At 64.0% G+C, this 16,080-nt stretch carries 28 protein-coding genes, 4 tRNA genes and 1 pseudogene; 21 read left to right on the forward strand and 12 right to left on the reverse strand.

Annotated features, from left to right (window positions below):
* Positions 1–108 precede the first annotated feature (108 nt).
* From G6N42_RS31550 to G6N42_RS31770, 10 genes and pseudogenes are all read left to right on the forward strand, one after another.
* Positions 109–237: a DUF6011 domain-containing protein gene (locus G6N42_RS31550; RefSeq protein ID WP_350310117.1), complete on the forward strand. Its 129-nt coding sequence runs from the start codon at positions 109–111 to the stop codon at positions 235–237.
* Positions 210–560 (forward strand): DUF2742 domain-containing protein, encoded by a 351-nt coding sequence (locus G6N42_RS04960; RefSeq protein WP_163726877.1) that lies wholly within the window; start codon positions 210–212, stop codon positions 558–560. The genes G6N42_RS31550 and G6N42_RS04960 overlap by 28 nt, the downstream gene beginning before the upstream one ends.
* The gene (locus G6N42_RS04965) at positions 557–2,017 is read left to right on the forward strand and encodes a DUF3631 domain-containing protein (RefSeq protein WP_232076076.1); all 1,461 of its coding nucleotides are present in this window, start codon (positions 557–559) and stop codon (positions 2,015–2,017) included. Before G6N42_RS04960 ends, G6N42_RS04965 begins: the two co-directional genes overlap by 4 nt.
* Entirely contained in the window at positions 2,014–2,304 is a 291-nt protein-coding gene (locus G6N42_RS04970; RefSeq protein WP_163726880.1) for a WhiB family transcriptional regulator, read from the forward strand. Before G6N42_RS04965 ends, G6N42_RS04970 begins: the two co-directional genes overlap by 4 nt.
* A 220-nt stretch (positions 2,305–2,524) precedes the next feature.
* Positions 2,525–2,809, forward strand: a complete 285-nt coding sequence (locus G6N42_RS04975) for a hypothetical protein (protein ID WP_163726883.1) — start codon at positions 2,525–2,527, stop codon at positions 2,807–2,809.
* On the forward strand, positions 2,799–3,059 hold the full coding sequence (locus tag G6N42_RS04980) for a hypothetical protein (protein ID WP_163726887.1): 261 nt from the start codon (positions 2,799–2,801) through the stop codon (positions 3,057–3,059). Before G6N42_RS04975 ends, G6N42_RS04980 begins: the two co-directional genes overlap by 11 nt.
* Positions 3,052–3,558: a hypothetical protein gene (locus G6N42_RS04985; protein ID WP_163726890.1), complete on the forward strand. Its 507-nt coding sequence runs from the start codon at positions 3,052–3,054 to the stop codon at positions 3,556–3,558. Before G6N42_RS04980 ends, G6N42_RS04985 begins: the two co-directional genes overlap by 8 nt.
* A gap of 146 nt (positions 3,559–3,704) precedes the next feature.
* Entirely contained in the window at positions 3,705–4,553 is an 849-nt protein-coding gene (locus G6N42_RS04990; RefSeq protein ID WP_163726893.1) for a phage major capsid protein, read from the forward strand.
* 102 nt (positions 4,554–4,655) lie between these two features.
* Positions 4,656–5,300, forward strand: a complete 645-nt coding sequence (locus G6N42_RS04995) for a hypothetical protein (RefSeq protein WP_163726896.1) — start codon at positions 4,656–4,658, stop codon at positions 5,298–5,300.
* A pseudogene (locus tag G6N42_RS31770) lies at positions 5,300–5,350 on the forward strand (hypothetical protein); the annotation flags it as partial. The gene G6N42_RS04995 and the pseudogene G6N42_RS31770, both read left to right, overlap by 1 nt.
* Here G6N42_RS31770 and G6N42_RS05000 read toward each other — a convergent pair.
* The gene (locus G6N42_RS05000) at positions 5,350–5,550 is read right to left on the reverse strand and encodes a hypothetical protein (protein WP_163726899.1); all 201 of its coding nucleotides are present in this window, start codon (positions 5,548–5,550) and stop codon (positions 5,350–5,352) included. The pseudogene G6N42_RS31770 and the gene G6N42_RS05000 sit on opposite strands and share 1 nt — an antisense overlap.
* A 10-nt stretch (positions 5,551–5,560) precedes the next feature.
* On the opposite strand from G6N42_RS05000, the gene G6N42_RS31555 reads away from it, so the two are divergent.
* The 5 genes from G6N42_RS31555 to G6N42_RS31685 all read left to right on the forward strand — a co-directional run bounded on the left by G6N42_RS31555 (position 5,561) and on the right by G6N42_RS31685 (position 7,395).
* Positions 5,561–5,656 (forward strand): HNH endonuclease, encoded by a 96-nt coding sequence (locus G6N42_RS31555; protein ID WP_163726903.1) that lies wholly within the window; start codon positions 5,561–5,563, stop codon positions 5,654–5,656.
* 139 nt (positions 5,657–5,795) lie between these two features.
* Entirely contained in the window at positions 5,796–6,140 is a 345-nt protein-coding gene (locus tag G6N42_RS05010; protein ID WP_232076077.1) for a hypothetical protein, read from the forward strand.
* Positions 6,141–6,189: 49 nt separating this feature from the next.
* A complete protein-coding gene (locus tag G6N42_RS05015) occupies positions 6,190–6,474 on the forward strand; it encodes a hypothetical protein (RefSeq protein WP_163726906.1) in 285 nt (94 codons plus the stop codon).
* Between the two features lie 170 nt (positions 6,475–6,644).
* Complete coding sequence (locus G6N42_RS05020; RefSeq protein ID WP_232076078.1) at positions 6,645–6,980, forward strand: type II toxin-antitoxin system RelE/ParE family toxin; 336 nt, start codon at positions 6,645–6,647, stop codon at positions 6,978–6,980.
* Positions 6,973–7,395 (forward strand): helix-turn-helix domain-containing protein, encoded by a 423-nt coding sequence (locus G6N42_RS31685; protein WP_434059563.1) that lies wholly within the window; start codon positions 6,973–6,975, stop codon positions 7,393–7,395. The genes G6N42_RS05020 and G6N42_RS31685 overlap by 8 nt, the downstream gene beginning before the upstream one ends.
* Before the next feature lie 60 nt (positions 7,396–7,455).
* Here the strand turns inward: G6N42_RS31685 and G6N42_RS05030 are convergent, their stop codons facing one another.
* The 6 genes from G6N42_RS05030 to G6N42_RS05055 form a co-directional block, all read right to left on the reverse strand.
* A complete protein-coding gene (locus G6N42_RS05030) occupies positions 7,456–7,764 on the reverse strand; it encodes a hypothetical protein (RefSeq protein ID WP_232076079.1) in 309 nt (102 codons plus the stop codon).
* Positions 7,761–8,075, reverse strand: coding sequence for a hypothetical protein (locus tag G6N42_RS05035; RefSeq protein ID WP_163726917.1), 315 nt, complete (start codon positions 8,073–8,075; stop codon positions 7,761–7,763). The genes G6N42_RS05030 and G6N42_RS05035 overlap by 4 nt, the downstream gene beginning before the upstream one ends.
* A gap of 103 nt (positions 8,076–8,178) precedes the next feature.
* Positions 8,179–8,253 (reverse strand) — tRNA-Val (locus G6N42_RS05040).
* A gap of 16 nt (positions 8,254–8,269) precedes the next feature.
* Positions 8,270–8,340 (reverse strand) — tRNA-Cys (locus G6N42_RS05045).
* Positions 8,341–8,368: 28 nt separating this feature from the next.
* Positions 8,369–8,441 (reverse strand) — tRNA-Gly (locus G6N42_RS05050).
* Positions 8,442–8,664: 223 nt separating this feature from the next.
* Positions 8,665–9,081 (reverse strand): DUF6636 domain-containing protein, encoded by a 417-nt coding sequence (locus G6N42_RS05055; protein ID WP_232076080.1) that lies wholly within the window; start codon positions 9,079–9,081, stop codon positions 8,665–8,667.
* A 250-nt stretch (positions 9,082–9,331) separates the two neighbouring features.
* Between G6N42_RS05055 and G6N42_RS05060 the strand changes: the two genes are divergently transcribed.
* A tRNA-Val gene (locus G6N42_RS05060) sits at positions 9,332–9,406 on the forward strand.
* Positions 9,407–9,473: 67 nt separating this feature from the next.
* Positions 9,474–9,782 (forward strand): hypothetical protein, encoded by a 309-nt coding sequence (locus tag G6N42_RS05065; RefSeq protein WP_163726920.1) that lies wholly within the window; start codon positions 9,474–9,476, stop codon positions 9,780–9,782.
* Between the two features lie 16 nt (positions 9,783–9,798).
* Here the strand turns inward: G6N42_RS05065 and G6N42_RS05070 are convergent, their stop codons facing one another.
* Together G6N42_RS05070 and G6N42_RS05075 are read right to left on the reverse strand one after the other, a co-directional pair.
* Positions 9,799–10,101 (reverse strand): DUF3618 domain-containing protein, encoded by a 303-nt coding sequence (locus tag G6N42_RS05070; protein WP_163726923.1) that lies wholly within the window; start codon positions 10,099–10,101, stop codon positions 9,799–9,801.
* Positions 10,088–10,498 carry a phage holin family protein gene (locus G6N42_RS05075; protein ID WP_163726925.1) on the reverse strand — a complete coding sequence of 137 codons (411 nt, stop codon included), beginning with the start codon at positions 10,496–10,498 and terminating at the stop codon, positions 10,088–10,090. The genes G6N42_RS05070 and G6N42_RS05075 overlap by 14 nt, the downstream gene beginning before the upstream one ends.
* A 358-nt stretch (positions 10,499–10,856) precedes the next feature.
* Here G6N42_RS05075 and G6N42_RS05080 point away from each other — a divergent pair, with 358 nt between their 5' ends.
* The gene (locus tag G6N42_RS05080; protein WP_163726928.1) at positions 10,857–11,336 is read left to right on the forward strand and encodes a hypothetical protein; all 480 of its coding nucleotides are present in this window, start codon (positions 10,857–10,859) and stop codon (positions 11,334–11,336) included.
* A 316-nt stretch (positions 11,337–11,652) separates the two neighbouring features.
* Here G6N42_RS05080 and G6N42_RS05085 read toward each other — a convergent pair whose 3' ends face one another.
* The 3 genes from G6N42_RS05085 to G6N42_RS05095 form a co-directional block, all read right to left on the reverse strand.
* Complete coding sequence (locus G6N42_RS05085; RefSeq protein WP_163726930.1) at positions 11,653–12,486, reverse strand: L,D-transpeptidase; 834 nt, start codon at positions 12,484–12,486, stop codon at positions 11,653–11,655.
* A 246-nt stretch (positions 12,487–12,732) separates the two neighbouring features.
* The gene (locus G6N42_RS05090; protein WP_163726933.1) at positions 12,733–13,437 is read right to left on the reverse strand and encodes a GAF and ANTAR domain-containing protein; all 705 of its coding nucleotides are present in this window, start codon (positions 13,435–13,437) and stop codon (positions 12,733–12,735) included.
* Between the two features lie 83 nt (positions 13,438–13,520).
* Positions 13,521–14,018 carry a DUF1990 domain-containing protein gene (locus G6N42_RS05095; protein WP_163726934.1) on the reverse strand — a complete coding sequence of 166 codons (498 nt, stop codon included), beginning with the start codon at positions 14,016–14,018 and terminating at the stop codon, positions 13,521–13,523.
* Between the two features lie 76 nt (positions 14,019–14,094).
* Between G6N42_RS05095 and G6N42_RS05100 the strand changes: the two genes are divergently transcribed.
* The 3 genes from G6N42_RS05100 to G6N42_RS05110 are packed head-to-tail and all read left to right on the forward strand — an operon-like array spanning position 14,095 to position 16,051.
* Positions 14,095–14,943: an aldo/keto reductase gene (locus G6N42_RS05100; protein WP_163726938.1), complete on the forward strand. Its 849-nt coding sequence runs from the start codon at positions 14,095–14,097 to the stop codon at positions 14,941–14,943.
* Between the two features lie 47 nt (positions 14,944–14,990).
* The gene (locus G6N42_RS05105; RefSeq protein WP_163726942.1) at positions 14,991–15,620 is read left to right on the forward strand and encodes a PaaI family thioesterase; all 630 of its coding nucleotides are present in this window, start codon (positions 14,991–14,993) and stop codon (positions 15,618–15,620) included.
* Positions 15,617–16,051, forward strand: a complete 435-nt coding sequence (locus G6N42_RS05110) for a TIGR02611 family protein (RefSeq protein WP_163726945.1) — start codon at positions 15,617–15,619, stop codon at positions 16,049–16,051. The genes G6N42_RS05105 and G6N42_RS05110 overlap by 4 nt, the downstream gene beginning before the upstream one ends.
* Positions 16,052–16,080 lie beyond the last annotated feature (29 nt).

The following is a 16,080-nucleotide window of genomic DNA, read 5'->3' on the forward strand; positions in this document are numbered from 1 at the left end:
GGAACCCGGCCCCTTCCAAATACCAGTGACACTGATTTTACCCGCCTCCTAGGCCTTCAGCGCCACGAACCGCTGACAGTCGAGGACCGCGAAGACATCGAACTGCTTATGCGGGCTGCTGCGCGTGGATTCCGCTTGTCGACGAAGTGTGTCGACTGTGGGCACCCGTTGACGACGCTGGGTTCGATCCGTCGGCACCGCGGGCCGAAATGTCACGCCAGGGTGGTGGCCGAGTGACTTACGAACTCGCGTCACAGCAAGTGAGTTGGGCAGATGTCCACGCATTCGTTCTGCCGAAGCTGAAATTGGTCGGCGATTGGCCCATGCTCGGTTCGCCTGCATGGTGCGGACTCGATGATCGGGACCGCGTCAAGTGGGCGAGCGTACTCGATGCGGCCCAGCACTGGGCACTTCGCTTGGAACACGGCCAAATCGTCAGTTGCGAAGCCTCACATGATGTTTCCTCGGCTGGTGATTGGTTGAAGGTTGCCCGTGATGTGAGGCGGGGCGCCGACTACTTCGCTGCCCGTCCGTGGATGAAGCGGGGGGCCAACCGATGAGCACTGATCGTTCCGACGAGCTCGCCGAGTGGTACGCCGAGGAAGACCCAGATCGGGGAGTCGAAGTACTCGACGCGGTCGAAACGTTTCTGGCTCGGTTCGTCGCCTATCCGAGCGCACACGCGCTAGTCGCACACGTGCTGTGGATCGTCCACTGCTGGTTCATGGATGCGTGGGAGTCGACCCCGCGCATCGCGTTCCTGTCACCAGAACCCGGCAGCGGAAAATCGCGCGCACTCGAGGTCACTGAACCGTTAGTGCCCCGGCCTGTGCACGCGGTCAACACCACGCCCGCATACCTGTTCCGCAAGGTGTCCGACGAGGCAGGCAGGCCGACGATCCTCTACGACGAGATCGACACGGTGTTCGGGCCCAGGGCGAAGGACAACGAGGACATCCGCGGAATGCTGAACGCCGGCCACCGAAAAGGCGCGACCGCGGGCCGATGCGTGATGCGGGGCAAGGTCGTCGAAACCGAGGAACTGCCAGCGTATTGCGCGGTAGCCCTCGCTGGTCTCGATGATCTGCCCGACACCATCATGACTCGATCGGTGATCGTTCGGATGCGTCGCCGCTCACCCGACGAACACATTGAGCCATGGCGGCTGCGTGTCAACGGCGGCGAAGCCGAGAAGCTGCGCAACTGGCTGGCCGGTTGGGCGGCTGCTGCAACCGAGCGGCTTACAGGCGACTTCTGGCCGGACATGCCCACCGAGGTGGCCGACCGTGACGCCGACGTGTGGGAGGCCCTACTGGCAGTCGCCAACCTAGCGGGCGGGGACTGGCCGCAGCGCGCCCGAGTAGCGGCTGTAGCGCTTGTAGCGGCTTCTCGGCAGCGGACTCCCAGTCTGGGTTTGCTTCTGTTGCGCGACATCAGGACGGCGTTCACCGCGGCCGGTCAAGAAGGGCTCACAACCGAGCAGCTTCTCTCGGACCTGAACCGCATGGACGAGTCGCCCTGGTCGACAATCCGCAGAGGTGAATCCCTCGACAGCCGCGGTTTGTCACAGCGACTGAACAAGTACGGCATCGGTTCCAAGCAGCACGTCGGTGAGCGTGGGGTTCGCGGCTACACCCAAGCGCAGTTCGAGGATGCCTGGAAGCGCTACCTACCTAGCCCGATGGGACCGGACATATCCGCTACATCCGCTACACCCACTACAGATTCGGCCACGGGAGCAGATGTAGCAGATGCATCAGGAGATACCCGCGAACTCAATTATGTCGGTGACAACCTGGATAACCGGGTCAACCAACCCCACCGGGTTGAAAGGGACACCCTGCCGCTGCTCGATGTACCCAAGTCGCACGGTGTAACCGCTGTAACCGATTCAAAAGGTCCGCCGGTCGAATGTTCTAGCTGTGGGCGCGAGATTCCCGACCACATGCACGCGGCCCGCGAACGCAGGGTGTGTGGCCGCTGCATTGCGGTCGCTACGGCGAAAGCACAGATATGAGCGAGTGGAACGGTCTGGTCAACGCGCTTTTCGGGATCCCTGATCTTGCCGGCGCGGCCTGCTGGGGCCGATGGGACTTGTTCGACCCGGAGCGTGAACGCGAGCCCGGACAGCAGTCAGAAGACCCGCACGACCGACACCAGCTCGCGGTCAGCATCTGCCTGAACGAATGCCCCGTGCTCGATCAATGCCGCGCGTGGGTGGATTCGCTGAAGCCGTCGCAGCGGCCTATCGGTGTCATCGCCGGAACGGTTCGCTACCAACACAAAAAGCGGGAGGCGGCATGACAAGCAAGCAGAACCAGCGGCCATGCGTGCGATGCCATACCGAAACCACACGGTCGGCCTCGGGCCTGTGCTTTCAATGCCGGCCCGCACCCACGGTGGAGATCCACGGCGACATGTGCCGCATCGGCGGCGCTTTCGACCTACCCACAAGCAAGGCCCTTGTCTTGGCGCACCGAATCCTCGATGCGCTCACACCAACAATGAAGGAGCAGTAAACAAAATGGACGACATCGACCTGACGGTGCCACTCGACGGGCACCGCGAACTCAGCGCCGCCGAACAGATGATGCTCGACGACCTGCGCTGGGTCTGGGGGCGACTGCAACAGTTCGGCCCCGAGCTATCCGAAGCGCGCCGCGAATTCAACGACATCCTCGAACCGTGGACCGCGACTCCGCACATGTATTCCGACGGCACAGTGGTCACGCGCGTGGTGGAGCCGTCGCACCATCTCTACGCGCCGCCGCACCGCCGCGGAACCGAAAGAGACTCGAATGACGACTGACCGCATGGGATTAGCACTCGCCACCGTATCCCTCATTGAGAAGCCTGACGACAACGCGGTGGCTGATGCGCTGATGCCCGACAACCTTGACGACACACAAACGATGCTCGCGACGGCTGTCACAGCGGCTCACATGCTCGCCTCGCAGCTAGCCCTCCACCTCGAGGTTGACCGCGCCGACGTACTCGCGGTCCTACGGCACGACGTGGCCGACTGTTTCCAACAACCGAAGGAGAACAACGATGACTGAAAACACCACACCTGAAGCCGACGCACCTGGGGCAAATGCCACACCTGAAGCCGACGCAGGTGTAACAAATGTTCCACCTGAGCCCGAGGAGGAGCGGGCGCCCGAAGACAAGGAGGCGGCGAAATATCGGCGCAGACTTCGCGACACCGAAGCTGAACGCGACCGACTCACCGACAGGTTGACCACCTTGCAGCGCAGAGAAGTTGAACGCCTCGCCGCCGACCATCTGGCAGATGGTGCCGACCTTTGGCGAGACGGCGCACAACTCGAAGACGTGCTCGACGACGACGGAGACATCGACGCCGACAAAGTGACCGACCTGGCGCGCACGCTCCTCGAGTCGCATAGGCACTGGCGGAGAAACGCCCCCGCGGCGCCACCCGCATCAACGGTGACCGCGAACGGGAAGATCACCGCCGAAGATCCTCAAGTGACGTGGACGGACCTTCTGAAGCAGTCCACGAAAGAGGCTCGCCCACAACGCGTGAACCAGCGGTAGAATGGGGTGTGCGGCGGATGCCGAGGCCAGGTGCCCGCATCCGCCCGCACGCCGCCCCTGGTGGGCAACCCGAACAGCCCGTGGCTGTAGGGAATCCAATCCAACGTGGTCAAGAATTGACCACCTCCACCAGGAGCTAAATCATTATGGCTTTGTACACATCAGGTGGTGCAGGCATCCTCCGTCCCGAGGAAGTCGGCGCCCTCATCGTTCAACCTGTCCAGCAGGCGAGCGTTGCGTTTCAGATCGCGACGGTCGTCCAAACCGACTCGCACGATTTCCGCATTCCCGTCATCACGTCGGATACCACGGCACAGTGGACTGCAGAGGGCAGCGACATCACCCCCTCAGATGTCGGTGTGAGTGAGATCAACCTCGTTCCGAAAAAGCTTGCCGCACTGTCCATCATCTCCAACGAACTCGCGAATGATTCCTCCCCGGCCGCGCAGACCGTTGTAGGGCAGTCCATCGCTCGCGACCTCGCGAAGAAAGTGGATTCGGCCTTCTTCGGCGACACCGTCGCCAACGGTCCAGCTGGTATCTCGTCGCTGAATGACATCCAATTCGTTGATGCGGACACCATCACCAACGTGGATCCGTTCTCCGAGGCGCTGTCGAAAGCGGAGAACGTCGGCGCCAACGTCACTGCGTTCGTCGCCAACGCCACCACCGTGCTCGCGTTGTCGAAGCTGAAGAAGCTGACATCGGGCAGCAATGAGCCACTGCTGCAGCCGGATCCGACGCGGCCCACACGCCGCCAGATCCTCGGCGTTCCGCTCTACTCGGTGCCAGACACGGTGGTGCCGGCCAACACCGTGTGGGCCGTCGACATGTCCCGCGTGTTTATCGTGCTGCGCCAGGACGTCGAGCTGGCTGTCGACGCGTCACGCTACTTCGAAAGCGATCGCCTCGGCATCCGCGCCACCATGCGCGTCGACTTCGGCTTCCCGCATGAGCGGGCCGTCGTCAAGATCGCACCGGAACCCGGCACCTAATAGGTGGAGGCTCAGCGGGTTCACACCCTCTGAGCCCGTGTTCGTGGCCGTCTTACTCCTTTGGCGGCCACGAACACCCGGACCAACAAACGACAGGCACACATGGACACCGCTGTCGGCGTCATCGCACACCACACCCGGGCACACCACGCTTCGCAGCTCGCCGAAACCATTGACGCCGAATACATGTCAGTCGACGACGGCACCCTCGGCGTCCCCGCCAACCACCGGAAAGTCTGGCAATGGCTGGTCGACAACCACACACCGGGCGCACAGTTCTGCGTCGCACTCGAAGACGACGCCCAACCCGTCGCCGGATTCCGCAACCAACTCCACCAAGCCCTCACTGCCTCGCCCACACCCGTCGTCTCCCTCTACCTAGGACGAGGACGACCACCGCACTGGCAGACCCGCATCCGCCAAGCCGTCACCAACGCCGACCAGACCGGCGCCCACTGGCTCATCACGGACGTACTCCTCCACGGCGTCGGACTCGCCATCCGCACCGACCTCGTTCCCTCGATGCTCGACACCACCCAACACAGCAGCCGCCCGATCGACTACGCCATCAGAGACTGGGCCAACGCACACGGACACCGCATCGGGTTCTGCTGGCCCAGCCTCGTCGACCACCGCGACCAACCAACGCTCATCGCCCACCCCGACGGTGAGCCACGCACACAACCACGCACAGCGTGGCGCACCGGAACCCGACACGAATGGACACAGAAACAGGTGAGCCTCTAATGCCCAGAGCCCCACGCCACTGCGGACACCCTGACTGCCTCGCACTGGCCTACCCACCCAGCAGATACTGCGACGACCACAGCCGCGACAGCATCGGCTGGAACAAGTCGCCGCGCACCGCCAGCTCGACACGCACCAGCACACGGACGTGGCGCCGCCGCCGAGCCGAAGTACTCCAACGCGACAACCACATGTGCGTCGTACGCGGACCCAACTGCACCGTGACCGCAAGCGAAGTCGACCACGTCATCCCGGTCTTCATGGGCGGCGACGATCGACCATCGAACTGCCAATCGGTTTGCGCCAACTGCCACCGCGACCGCACCCAAGCACAGGCAAGAGCGGCACGCGGATGACACCGCGCGCCACTGTGCCTGGTGCCACGCCTTCCCGACCCGGGTGGGGAAGGCGTGCGGGTGCCCTCACGGAAGCCGGTAGGTGCTGCGCAAAGGGAGTTCCGTACGTAGAAACGCACACTTTTGATAGGAGGAGATGATGGCGAAGTCGCCGGAAGCAAGGAAAATACGCCGTGACCTCGACAAAGAACTCGAATCGGTGGCCCACGAACGCGGTCACACGCTGGTTTGGAGTGCTCAGGAACAGGCCGTTATCGGGCTGATTTGCGACCAGATCGACCGAAAAGTGGAGATTTTCGCCGCTTATGAGGAGTCGTCGGACCCGAAGGTGAAGGTGAAGTTGTCGGGTGAGATGCGGTTGTTGGAGCAGTCGGTCGCTCGGCTGCTGCGACAGGTGAAGACGGACGTTCCCGGGCCGGAGTCGCAGCGAACTGTCGCGGCGCGGCGGGCTGTGCGGGCACGTTGGGACCGCGGCAGTGCCTAGGGTCAATCAGCCGGCCGGGTGGGTTATCCCTGGCCTCTACGAGAACCGAGTGCCATGTCGGCAGAGCGACAAACGGCCCGACCCTCGGTTGTGGCTCGGCTGCCAGGACGCCGAGGAGATTGCGCGGCTCGATGCGTTGAAGGCCGAAGCCGAGATTGAGGAAGCCGTCTATAGGGCGGAGGCGGTTGAGCGTGGGGAGCCGTTTGAATTGCCGCGCTGGTACGTCGGCGGCAATTTCTTCCCGTTGCCGCGTGACCATCCTTTGCGTGCCCGCGACGTGAGAAGGGTTCGTGTCTACCGCGATGACCGTGTTGTGCCCGTGTACGACGACTGAAGACCAAGCGCGCCGTGCTGGCGGCCTGTGTCGTCGGCAGACTGCGCGGCCTCGCCGGGGGGCGCTATGGCGGCGCGTCAGCTATCGGGGGTGCCGCGCGGTACTAGGGCTGTGGACGAACGAGCACAAAACTGCCACAATGATTATATTGGTCCTGATATAACTATTGCGTGGATGAGTTGCCGCTGAAGCCAATTAAGTGGCTTGGCACCACCCTCGCCGATCTGCGAGCGCAGCGTGACGCAATCCGGTACGAGCTTGGTCATCAAATCTATCGGGTGCAGCTTGGTCTGTGGCCCAACGATTTCAAGCCGATGAGCGATGTCGGCGTCGGCGCCTACGAGATAAGGGTGAGGGATGCGGACGGAATTGCGCGGGTCATGTACGTCGCCAAATTCGGTGATGTGATCCACGTCCTGCATGTTTTCACCAAGAAGGCGCAGAAGACTCCGCAGTCAGACATCGAGAAAGCAAGAGAGCGTTATAAGGAGGCGAGGAATGGCTAACAGCGTGTTCTACGACATCGCGGACGACGCGGGTGAGGCGACCAACCTCACTGCGCGCAGTCTCTTGATGATTGCGATAGAGCAGAGAATTCAGGAGAACGGGTGGAAGCAAGCGGAGGCCGCGCGGAGGCTGGGCGTGCAACAACCACGTGTCTCTGACCTTATGAACGGCAAGATTGACAAGTTCAGTCTCGATGCACTGGTCAACATGCTGCCGGCGGTGGGGCTGATGGTCACCGTTGGCCCGACCACCGGCAAGCAAGGCCCGGTCCGTCTCGCGGGTTTAACCGGCGGATTGACGACCACACGAAGAAGTGTGGCAGCCGAGAACGTTCAGACCCCCCGACTCGCGAGGCGCGTACCTGCGGCGGCGAAGGCGCGTAAGAGTACGGGCGCAAAGGCAGCCAAGAAATAGGTTCGGCCCGCCACTCAAAGTTGGATGGCGGGCCGAACGTTTTGTAGGCGTTGCGCGGGACTATCCGGTTCTGCTCAATCGGTCCAGCTCAGTTGCGGCTGCGAGCAGTTTCGTCGCGATATCGCGGGCCACGCTGCTGGTCAGCATGTCTTCCCATGCCACGCCTTCGAGGCGGATGCAGCGTTCCTCGACGGTCCCGTCACGAAGTTGCGTTCCGGAGACGAAGACGCGCGCGGGTGCATCGTTGGTGTATTGGACTTCAGGGATTGTCCATATCGGGCCGTCGAAGCTTCGGAACTCGTCGGTCTTGCCGACGTCGGCCCAATCCGACACCTCCGTGGCACCGGCGGGCCAGTCGACCGCGGTCATCGGTTGGCCCACCCGTCTACCTCTTTGGCGGTCTGCAGAAGCGCGGCGGCCAGCTCGCGCGCCTGGTCGCTGTTGAGATGTATTCCGTCCCGTTCGCCGTCGCAGACGTACAGACACGGCGGCTCGATGGTCCCGTCGTCGACGGTGCCGTCCGCGAGCTGAATTGCCGCGGCGTACACGCGGGCATCGCTGTCGGTGATTGTGCGGTCGACTCCGAACACCGTCCGATGAGGTGGGGTGCCTTCCCATGGGCAGGCGAAGTCGGTGCCGGGGGGCGGTGAGATCGCAGGCGATAGGGCTGTGGTGGTCATGCGGTGCATCCTCTCGGGTCGGTACCGACACCGGAGCTATTGCACGTTTATTGCACGGCCGCCGATTGGAAGTCAGAAAACCGCTTCTGACCTGCTATCGAACTGGTGCGCGATACTGGGATTGAACCAGTGACCTCTTCCGTGTCAGGGAAGCGCTCTCCCGCTGAGCTAATCGCGCCGGGAAACCTCGTCGGAGGTGGAGACGGGAATCGAACCCGTGTGCACGGCTTTGCAGGCCGTTGCCTCACCACTCGGCCACTCCACCGCGGGGGTTGATGCCACTGCACCCTTCGAGCGGATGACGGGATTCGAACCCGCGACCCTCACCTTGGCAAGGTGATGCGCTACCAACTGCGCTACATCCGCACGCCACGAACGGCGTGCCGCCCGTCGCGAAGGACGACAATAGTCGACCCGAGCAAGACACCACAAATCCCTTGCTTCGAAACCGTTTGTGTCAACCCAGATGGTAGGTGTCGCGGGAGAGCGAGAACTCTCCGCGGCACTGAAAATCCAGCAGGTGATGTCCGACGGGGCGCTCGAGCACACGATCGAACCCGCAACGATCTTGTCTCCGAACGCCAATGCGTTAAAACAGCTGGTAGGCCTTGAACGCAAGGGTGAAGCCGTGTCCGGTGTCTTCGTCGCGACACGTGATGCCGGAGTTCGCGCTTTCGCACCGCAACGGGCCCGCGGTGATCGCCTCGCCGGACGGCAGCACCTCGTCGGGGCCGAACGCGGTGTCACCGGCGCATACGAAGGAGGACGGTTGGCCGGCGATGATCTCGATCCCTTGTCCGTAGTCGAACTCGCAATCCGCGGGGCGCGGCGGCGACCAGTCCCGGTCGATGATGTCGCAGCGGGCCAGATTTACGTCGATCATGCAGGCGACGTTGCCCGTCGGAGAAATGAAGCCGGTGAACGCGAACACCTCTCGGTCCACCGGCTCGGGCTTGGCCGTCGACGTCGGCGGCGCGGACCGCGGCACGGACGCCTTCGTCGCCACCGAAGAGGATCTTGTGGGCCCAGGGCTGGGGGAGTTGGCGCATCCGGAAAGGACGAGCAGGGCGACCACACTGGCAACTGCGGAGGTCGGACGTCTGCCAGGTCGAGCCACGGCGCGACGATAGCCCGGCGACGCGGGAGGGGGCGACGAACGGTGAAATGCGGGGACACCCATTGCGAAAAACGAATTCGGGCCGAAAGCCGCGACCGTGCTAATCTTCGACCTCGTTCGACCTTCGGTCGAGCTCCCCGGTCTCGTAGCTCAGGGGGAGAGCGTCCGCCTCACACGCGGAAGGTCACTGGTTCGATCCCAGTCGGGACCACCACCACTTCGCTGCGCTTCGCAGCCGCCGTGACGAACTGCTACCCGGCCCGAAACCATACGATCGCCAGGTGGGCGAACCGACGATCACCGACGACGGGCGCTACATCGTCATCAACGGGCGCCGGTGGCGAGCAACCGACCCGCTGATACCGGACGGGCGGCGGGCCGAGCTGGTGCAGATTCTGATGGCGTGGCGCCGCGAGGTGCGCCGAACCAAGGGAACCACCGAGGAATTGGCGGCCCGGGCGGGTGTGCAGGCCGCGAAGGTTGCATTGGGTGAGCGCGGCTCTCCGCCATGGTGGGAGCAGGATGACGAAGGCCGCCGCGCACGGTGGCAGGCCGAGGTGCCGGCGCCTGGCGTCCGAGATCGCGAGTAACAAGCGACACGCGCAGCTAGCGGCGTCGCCGCCAGACCACGAATCCCACCGCCAGCACGCCGATCACCGCGACCGCGGCGATCGGCACCGTTCGGTTCGGATTGTCGGTGACGGTGTGCCGCACGGCGTCGGCCCTCTCGACGACCTGTTCCTTGGTCTCCGTCGCCTTCTCTTTGGCGCGCGCTTTGACGTTGAGCTTGTCGGCCAGGGCCTCCACGGTTTCGCCGAGTTCCTTGCGCGTCTGCTCGACATCAGCCTCGATGTCTTCGATACCCGCGTCGGGACCTGGCTCGGGACGATTGGGGTCAGGTGCTGCCATGGCGTGCTTCCTTCACTTCCTCGATGTCGGCTTTCACGGTTTCGACCGTCTTCGGCGCTGCCGGGGTGACCTCGCCCGCCTCGCGTTTACCGACCAGAGCCGCGACGCCTGCGACGACGAACAGCAGTGCTGCGACGATGACCGCTGCGGCCCACACCGGCAAAACCAACGCCAGCGCGGCCACCGCCGCGCCGATCAGGGTCATAAAGCCCAGGAGGGCCAGCACACCTGCGAGGCTGAAAAGCCCGGCACCGATACCGGCGTGCTTTGCTGACTCTTGGAATTCCTTCTGCGCCAACCGCAACTCGTCGCGGATCAACCGCGAAGTCTGCGCCGACAACTGGCTCAACAACTCGCCGGTCGACGCGTCCGCAGCGGGTTTGGATTCAACTGTCATGGTCCGGCTCCTTTCTCGCTCGATCCCACAGGCATGCCCGCGCGTGCGGCTTTGAAACGCCTACCTATTGCTTGCTGGCGGCAGGACACGCTTCGGGCACAGAACGATCACCACAGCATCTCGGTATCAGTGGCCAAACCTCAACGGGCGCAGTAATTCCGGTGCCAAGCGTCGCCGAACATCACCGTTTGGAAGTACTACGTCACCATTTGGATACGGCACGGTGCGGCGTGTCCCGCCGGCGTCCTTCGTACAGATAATTGACGAGGTCGTCCAACGACGGCCCTGGTACGGCACGGGTTGTGCTGCTCCACGTGAATGCGGAATGTCAGAGTGCGAATGAAGGAGTCGATGGGCGATGGCGATCTTTGATCGATTCGACCTCAAAGTAATTGCTGTCGGGGGGTTGTGTGGCGTCGCTATTGCGTTGAGCCCCGGCGTTGCGGCAGCTGGCGGCTACGAATGCCTGCAGACGTCGGCAGGTGAGGCCGGTCCGGTTCCCGCAGCTCCCGTAGCTGGCGCAGCACCCGCGTGCGCTCCAGTCACCGAGATGGCAGGCGTACCGATGGCCCTCCCCGGGCCTCCACTGGCGCCGCCGATAGTTCCCCCGCCGCTGGTTCCGCCGGTCGTCCCCCCGCTGGTACCACCGGTGGTTCCGCCGTTGGCTCCACCGGTGCCGATCGCTCCGATCGGAGCGCCGATAGCGGCGGGTGCTCCACTCGCGCCGCTGACCACCATGGGCGGTGCGGCCGGCGGTAAAGGTGAGTCGACCGGTCCGGCGCCGGCCGGAGCGCCGGTGGCCGGTCAGCCAATCGCGCCTGGCCCCACCGGGCACTGACTCTGCAATTCAGCGACGACCCGCCCCCCGCGTGGGGGCGGGTCGTTGTTTTGCATGCTCATCAGAATGCGTGGTGCACCGCCTGCTGTGCATGAATCCACTGCTAGCCAGCGGGTCTGTGCACATCCTCGGGCGGTCAGCGCCGTCGGTCACCGGAAGCGTGGTCTGCTATATCTTCGATTGTCATGTGACGCTTCGGAATCCATCTCAGGGTCCAGCGTGACACGGCATAGAGCGTCACGCGCCGATAAGCCCTCATGGTCGAGGAGTTATCCCGGCGTTGGTGCGCCTACAACAATCCGAACGCGAAGACTCGTCAGCCGGTTATTGTCCGGGGGACTTCGATGCTGTTCTCTCGCACGATGATCGGATCACCGACGTTGACAGTGTTGAAGTACCACTCGGCGTCCTCGGTACTCAGTCCGATACAGCCGTGGCTGACATTCTCGTAACCCATTGAATTGACAGCCCACGGGGCTGAATGGACGAAGAGGCCGCGCTGGGTGAAGCGCACGGCATATTCCACGTCGAGCAGATAGCCGTCGGGGGAGTCGACGGGGATGCCGACGCTGCTCGAATCCATCATCACGTCGCGTTCCTTGCCCAGAACGGCGAAGGTGCCGACAGGCGTCGGATACTTCTCCCTACCCATCGAGGCGGGGAACACGCCCGGTTCTCCCCAGCGGGGCCGGTGATGGGGCGACGGAAGTTGAGGTGCGTCTACGCCGTCGACCGTGACGGTGAAGGTATGGTCCGAAATGTTGGCAACGCCGATGACGGCGGGCCCGGTCCTGAAAGTCGTGGTGGCCAGACCGCCGCGCATCGTCAGCGACACGGTGCTGTGCGCCGGCCAAAACCCATCCGGAACCCACTGCACCACAGTGCTTTCCAGCCATTCGTACGTACCGGTCATGGCAGGCGTCGACTCGATGTTGAGGGTGCGCTCGGTTGCGCGCCGGTCGGCAACCGGCGTCTTGAACGTCACCACGACGGGGTGGGCGATACCCACGACCGCGTCTGTTGCGGGCTGCACCGACGCGATGGCGGGTCGATACGACTGGCTGGCCGCCGAGCTCGACGCGGTCGGCCCCGCAACCACGCTCGCAGTCGTCACGACTGCGGCAAGAAAACACCGAACAACCCCACGCATGGCTTCCGATTCCTGTTGAAATTACAACCTTGTCAATTAGTGATCGTAGGGCTGTCAAGGCAATTCGAAGCTCAGGCCCGCCTTCGCAATTCGGTCACCGGTTCGTCACGCTTGCGCAACGGCGAGCAGACCGAGCAAACTACGAGGGGAATTGATGGGCAAAGTCGCACAACGGGTTTCGATCGGCCGCTGCCGATCCGATCGACTGAGACCTTCCCGCGACGACACCGAGACGGTACTGCGACGTTACTCGGCGGCGGTTTTGTCGGCTACGAGTTCGGTGGCGACCCTGATCAGCGGCACATTGGAATCCTGAGACAACTTGCGCAGCAGTTCGAACGCCTGCACCGCGTCGACGGCGTAACGCTCCATGATCATGCCCTTGGCCTGACCGATGACGTCGCGGCTGGACAACGCCCTCTTGAACTGTTCGTCGCGGCGCGCCGAGTTCCAGGCGACCGATGAGTGCGCGGCGAAGACCATTCCGATGTTGCGCGATTCGCTGTCGAAGACGTTCGGCTCCTCGCTGTAGACGTTGAGGGCCCCCATCGTCTCGCCGGCGATGAACAACTGGAACGCCATGATCGACTTGATCGGTGTCTCGGCGAGCGCGTCCTGCCGGTAGAGCGGAAAACGATCGTCGGTCTCGAGGTTGGCGACGTGGACGGTCTTTTCCTCCCACGCCGCCGTGAGGCACGGGCCCTCTTGATGCCGCTGCTGGATCTTGTCCAACAACATCGGATAGATGTGTGTCGCCGCCGGGGTGTCGATGTGCTTGCCATTGCGCGTGACGGTGATGCCCGCATACTGCGCGCCAGGAATCTCCACGGCGGCGTGCTCGGCCAGCTCGGCGACCACCGTGTCGGAGTCCGCATCCGGGCGGCCGTGCAGGCTCTGGACGAGCTCAGCAATACGCAGGTGGGTCGCTTCTACCTGGGTTGGATTGTTCAACGTTCACCGTCCGCACACTTGATGGGTTTTACCAGATTACGCGTGGTGGACGCGCCGGGTGACAGCGATCGCCAGGCCGGGTGTCACAGGGCATGCAAATAGCGCGTCGTGACGGCTGCCTGCACCAGCGACGTGACAGGCGATGCCAGCCGGCTCCACCACGTGGCGTGTCGGGAGAAGGCCGTGACCACGGCGAACACCGTCTCGGTGGCGGCGTCGTAGCGGACGAGGAACAGCTCCTCGCCGGACTCAGGGTGGCCGGGCAACGTGCCGTATGCGAAACCCCGGCGATCGGGTTCGTCTACGACGTAGACGACCCGGCACGGCGCCTGCACCGGCCCCAGGCCCACGATCACCTCCGAGCCCACAGCGGCGACGTCCGTCGTCGCCTGGACCTTGACGCCGGCGCCGCGCAACATCCCCCACCTCATCCCGCGAGCTGCGGCGTCGTCGAACCGCTGGCGGCCGCGGCCGATCACCGCCGTCTTCTGCACGTGGTGGTATCCCGCGGGCAGTGGTCCTGCGGTGGCACCGACTTCTGAATAGGTCAACGGCAGGGCGGGAAGATCGCTCAGTTTCATTGCGGCCAGACGCTATCGCTCGGGGTGGGCGCACGCGCCAGCCGGGGATTAACAATCGCGGCGTACGGTGCCAAACATGACCACCTTCAACGTCGGCGGTGACCTCACCGTCAATCGTCTGGGATTCGGCGCGATGCGTCTGACGGGCAAGGGCGTATGGGGTCCGCCCGACGATCGCGACGAATGCATCCGCGTGCTGCGCCGCCTTGTCGAGCTCGGCGTGAACTTCATCGATACCGCCGACTCCTACGGTCCGTACGTGTCCGAGGAGCTGATCAAGGAAGCGCTGCACCCGTACCCGGACGGGCTCGTCGTCGCGACCAAGGCCGGTCTGCTGCGCACCGGACCCGACGAATGGCCTGTTCTCGGCTTCCCGGCGTACCTGCGCCAGGAATGCGAGATGAGCCTGCGTCGCCTCGGCGTAGACACCATCGACCTCTTTCAGCTGCACCGCATCGACGACAAGTTCCCCGCCGAGGATCAGGTGGGCGAATTGGTGAAGCTGCAGCAGGAGGGCAAGATCCGCCACATCGGGCTGTCCGAGGTGAACGTCGACCAGCTCGCAGCCGCCCAGAAGGTCGCGACGATCGCGTCGGTACAGAACATGTACAACCTCACGGTCCGATCCGCCGAACCCGTCCTCGACGCGTGCGCGTCCCAGAACATCGGCTTCATTCCGTGGTTCCCGCTGGCTGCCGGGCCGCTGGCCGCGGCCGACGGTCCGCTGCAACGCATCGCGGCCGATCACGATGCGACGGCGTCGCAACTCGCACTGGCCTGGCTGCTCAAGCGGTCGCCAGTGATGTTGCCCATCCCCGGCACGTCAAAGGTCGCCCATCTCGAGGAGAACGTTGCGGCCGCCGGTATCGAACTGTCCGACGAGGAGTTCGAGACGCTCAGCGAAGCCGGGTCTGCTTCCGCCTGACCCAGGCAATCCGGCCTGGGCGTGAGCCAGGCAATACGGTGGTCTGTGTGACGACCGATCATTCCTCGGGTGAACACCCCGGCGGCGGATTCAATCCGCCGGTCCCGACCACCAAGGGTGGACCCGACTACGGCCGGTTCGTCGACGCCGTCCGCACCCTGCAGGACCACGCCCGCGCCGCCGACGCGCCCGACGACGTGATCACCGAGGCCGCCGCCCTCGTCGAGAAGGTCACCCAACTGCTGGCGCCCTATTACGCCGACGAGTGGGCCTCGCCATCGGGGCGACGCATGGACCTGCCCAACCGCGGCAACCTGCTCGCGATCCCCCTGGACCTGCACAAGACAGATGACGGGCGGATCGAGGGCACGGCGAGGTTCCGTCGCTTCCACCTCGGCCGCAACGGCGCCGCACACGGTGGCGCGGTCGCGCAGCTCTTCGACGGGCTGCTGGGATACACCGCGTTCACGCTCAGCGGCAGCCGAGCCCAGCGCACCGCGTTCCTGCATGTCGACTATCGCAAGATCGCGCTTGTCGAGAAGGAGTTCGGAGTCGACGCCCGAATCGACGACATCGTCGATCGCAAGATCTTCGTGTCCGGCCGGCTGCTGGACGGCGACGACGTGCTCGCCGAATCGCACGCGCTCTTCGTGAAGCTGAAGCCGGGCCAGCCGTGAAGCAGGACGAAGAGGAACAGCCCAGCCGCGTCCGTCGGTGGGCGCGTTACCGCGATCGGCTCCGCGAACGTCCCAGAATCGAGTTCTTCTACCGCATCGGGGTTGGAATCGTCGGCCTGGCGGTCTTCGCCGTCGGCATCGTCGCCATCCCTTACCCGGGACCGGGTTGGGCGATTCTGTTCGTCGGACTCGGCATTCTGGCCACTGAATTCGAGTGGGCACGACGGCTGCTGGCCTACGCGAAGGAGCGCTACGACAAGGTCATGGACTGGTTCCAGGCGCGACACTGGTCCATTCAGGTCCTCGGCGGCATCTTCACGGCGCTGGTGGTCGCGGGCACCCTGTGGCTGCTGGGCGCGGCGGACTGGACCGCCGAACTCTTCGGCTTCGATTGGCGCTGGCTGAACAGTCCTATTGGCCTGGGGTCTTGAGGACAAGCACCGATAGCATGGTCGCGTTC

This window comes from Mycobacterium gallinarum (assembly GCF_010726765.1).
Lineage (GTDB): Bacteria > Actinomycetota > Actinomycetes > Mycobacteriales > Mycobacteriaceae > Mycobacterium > Mycobacterium gallinarum.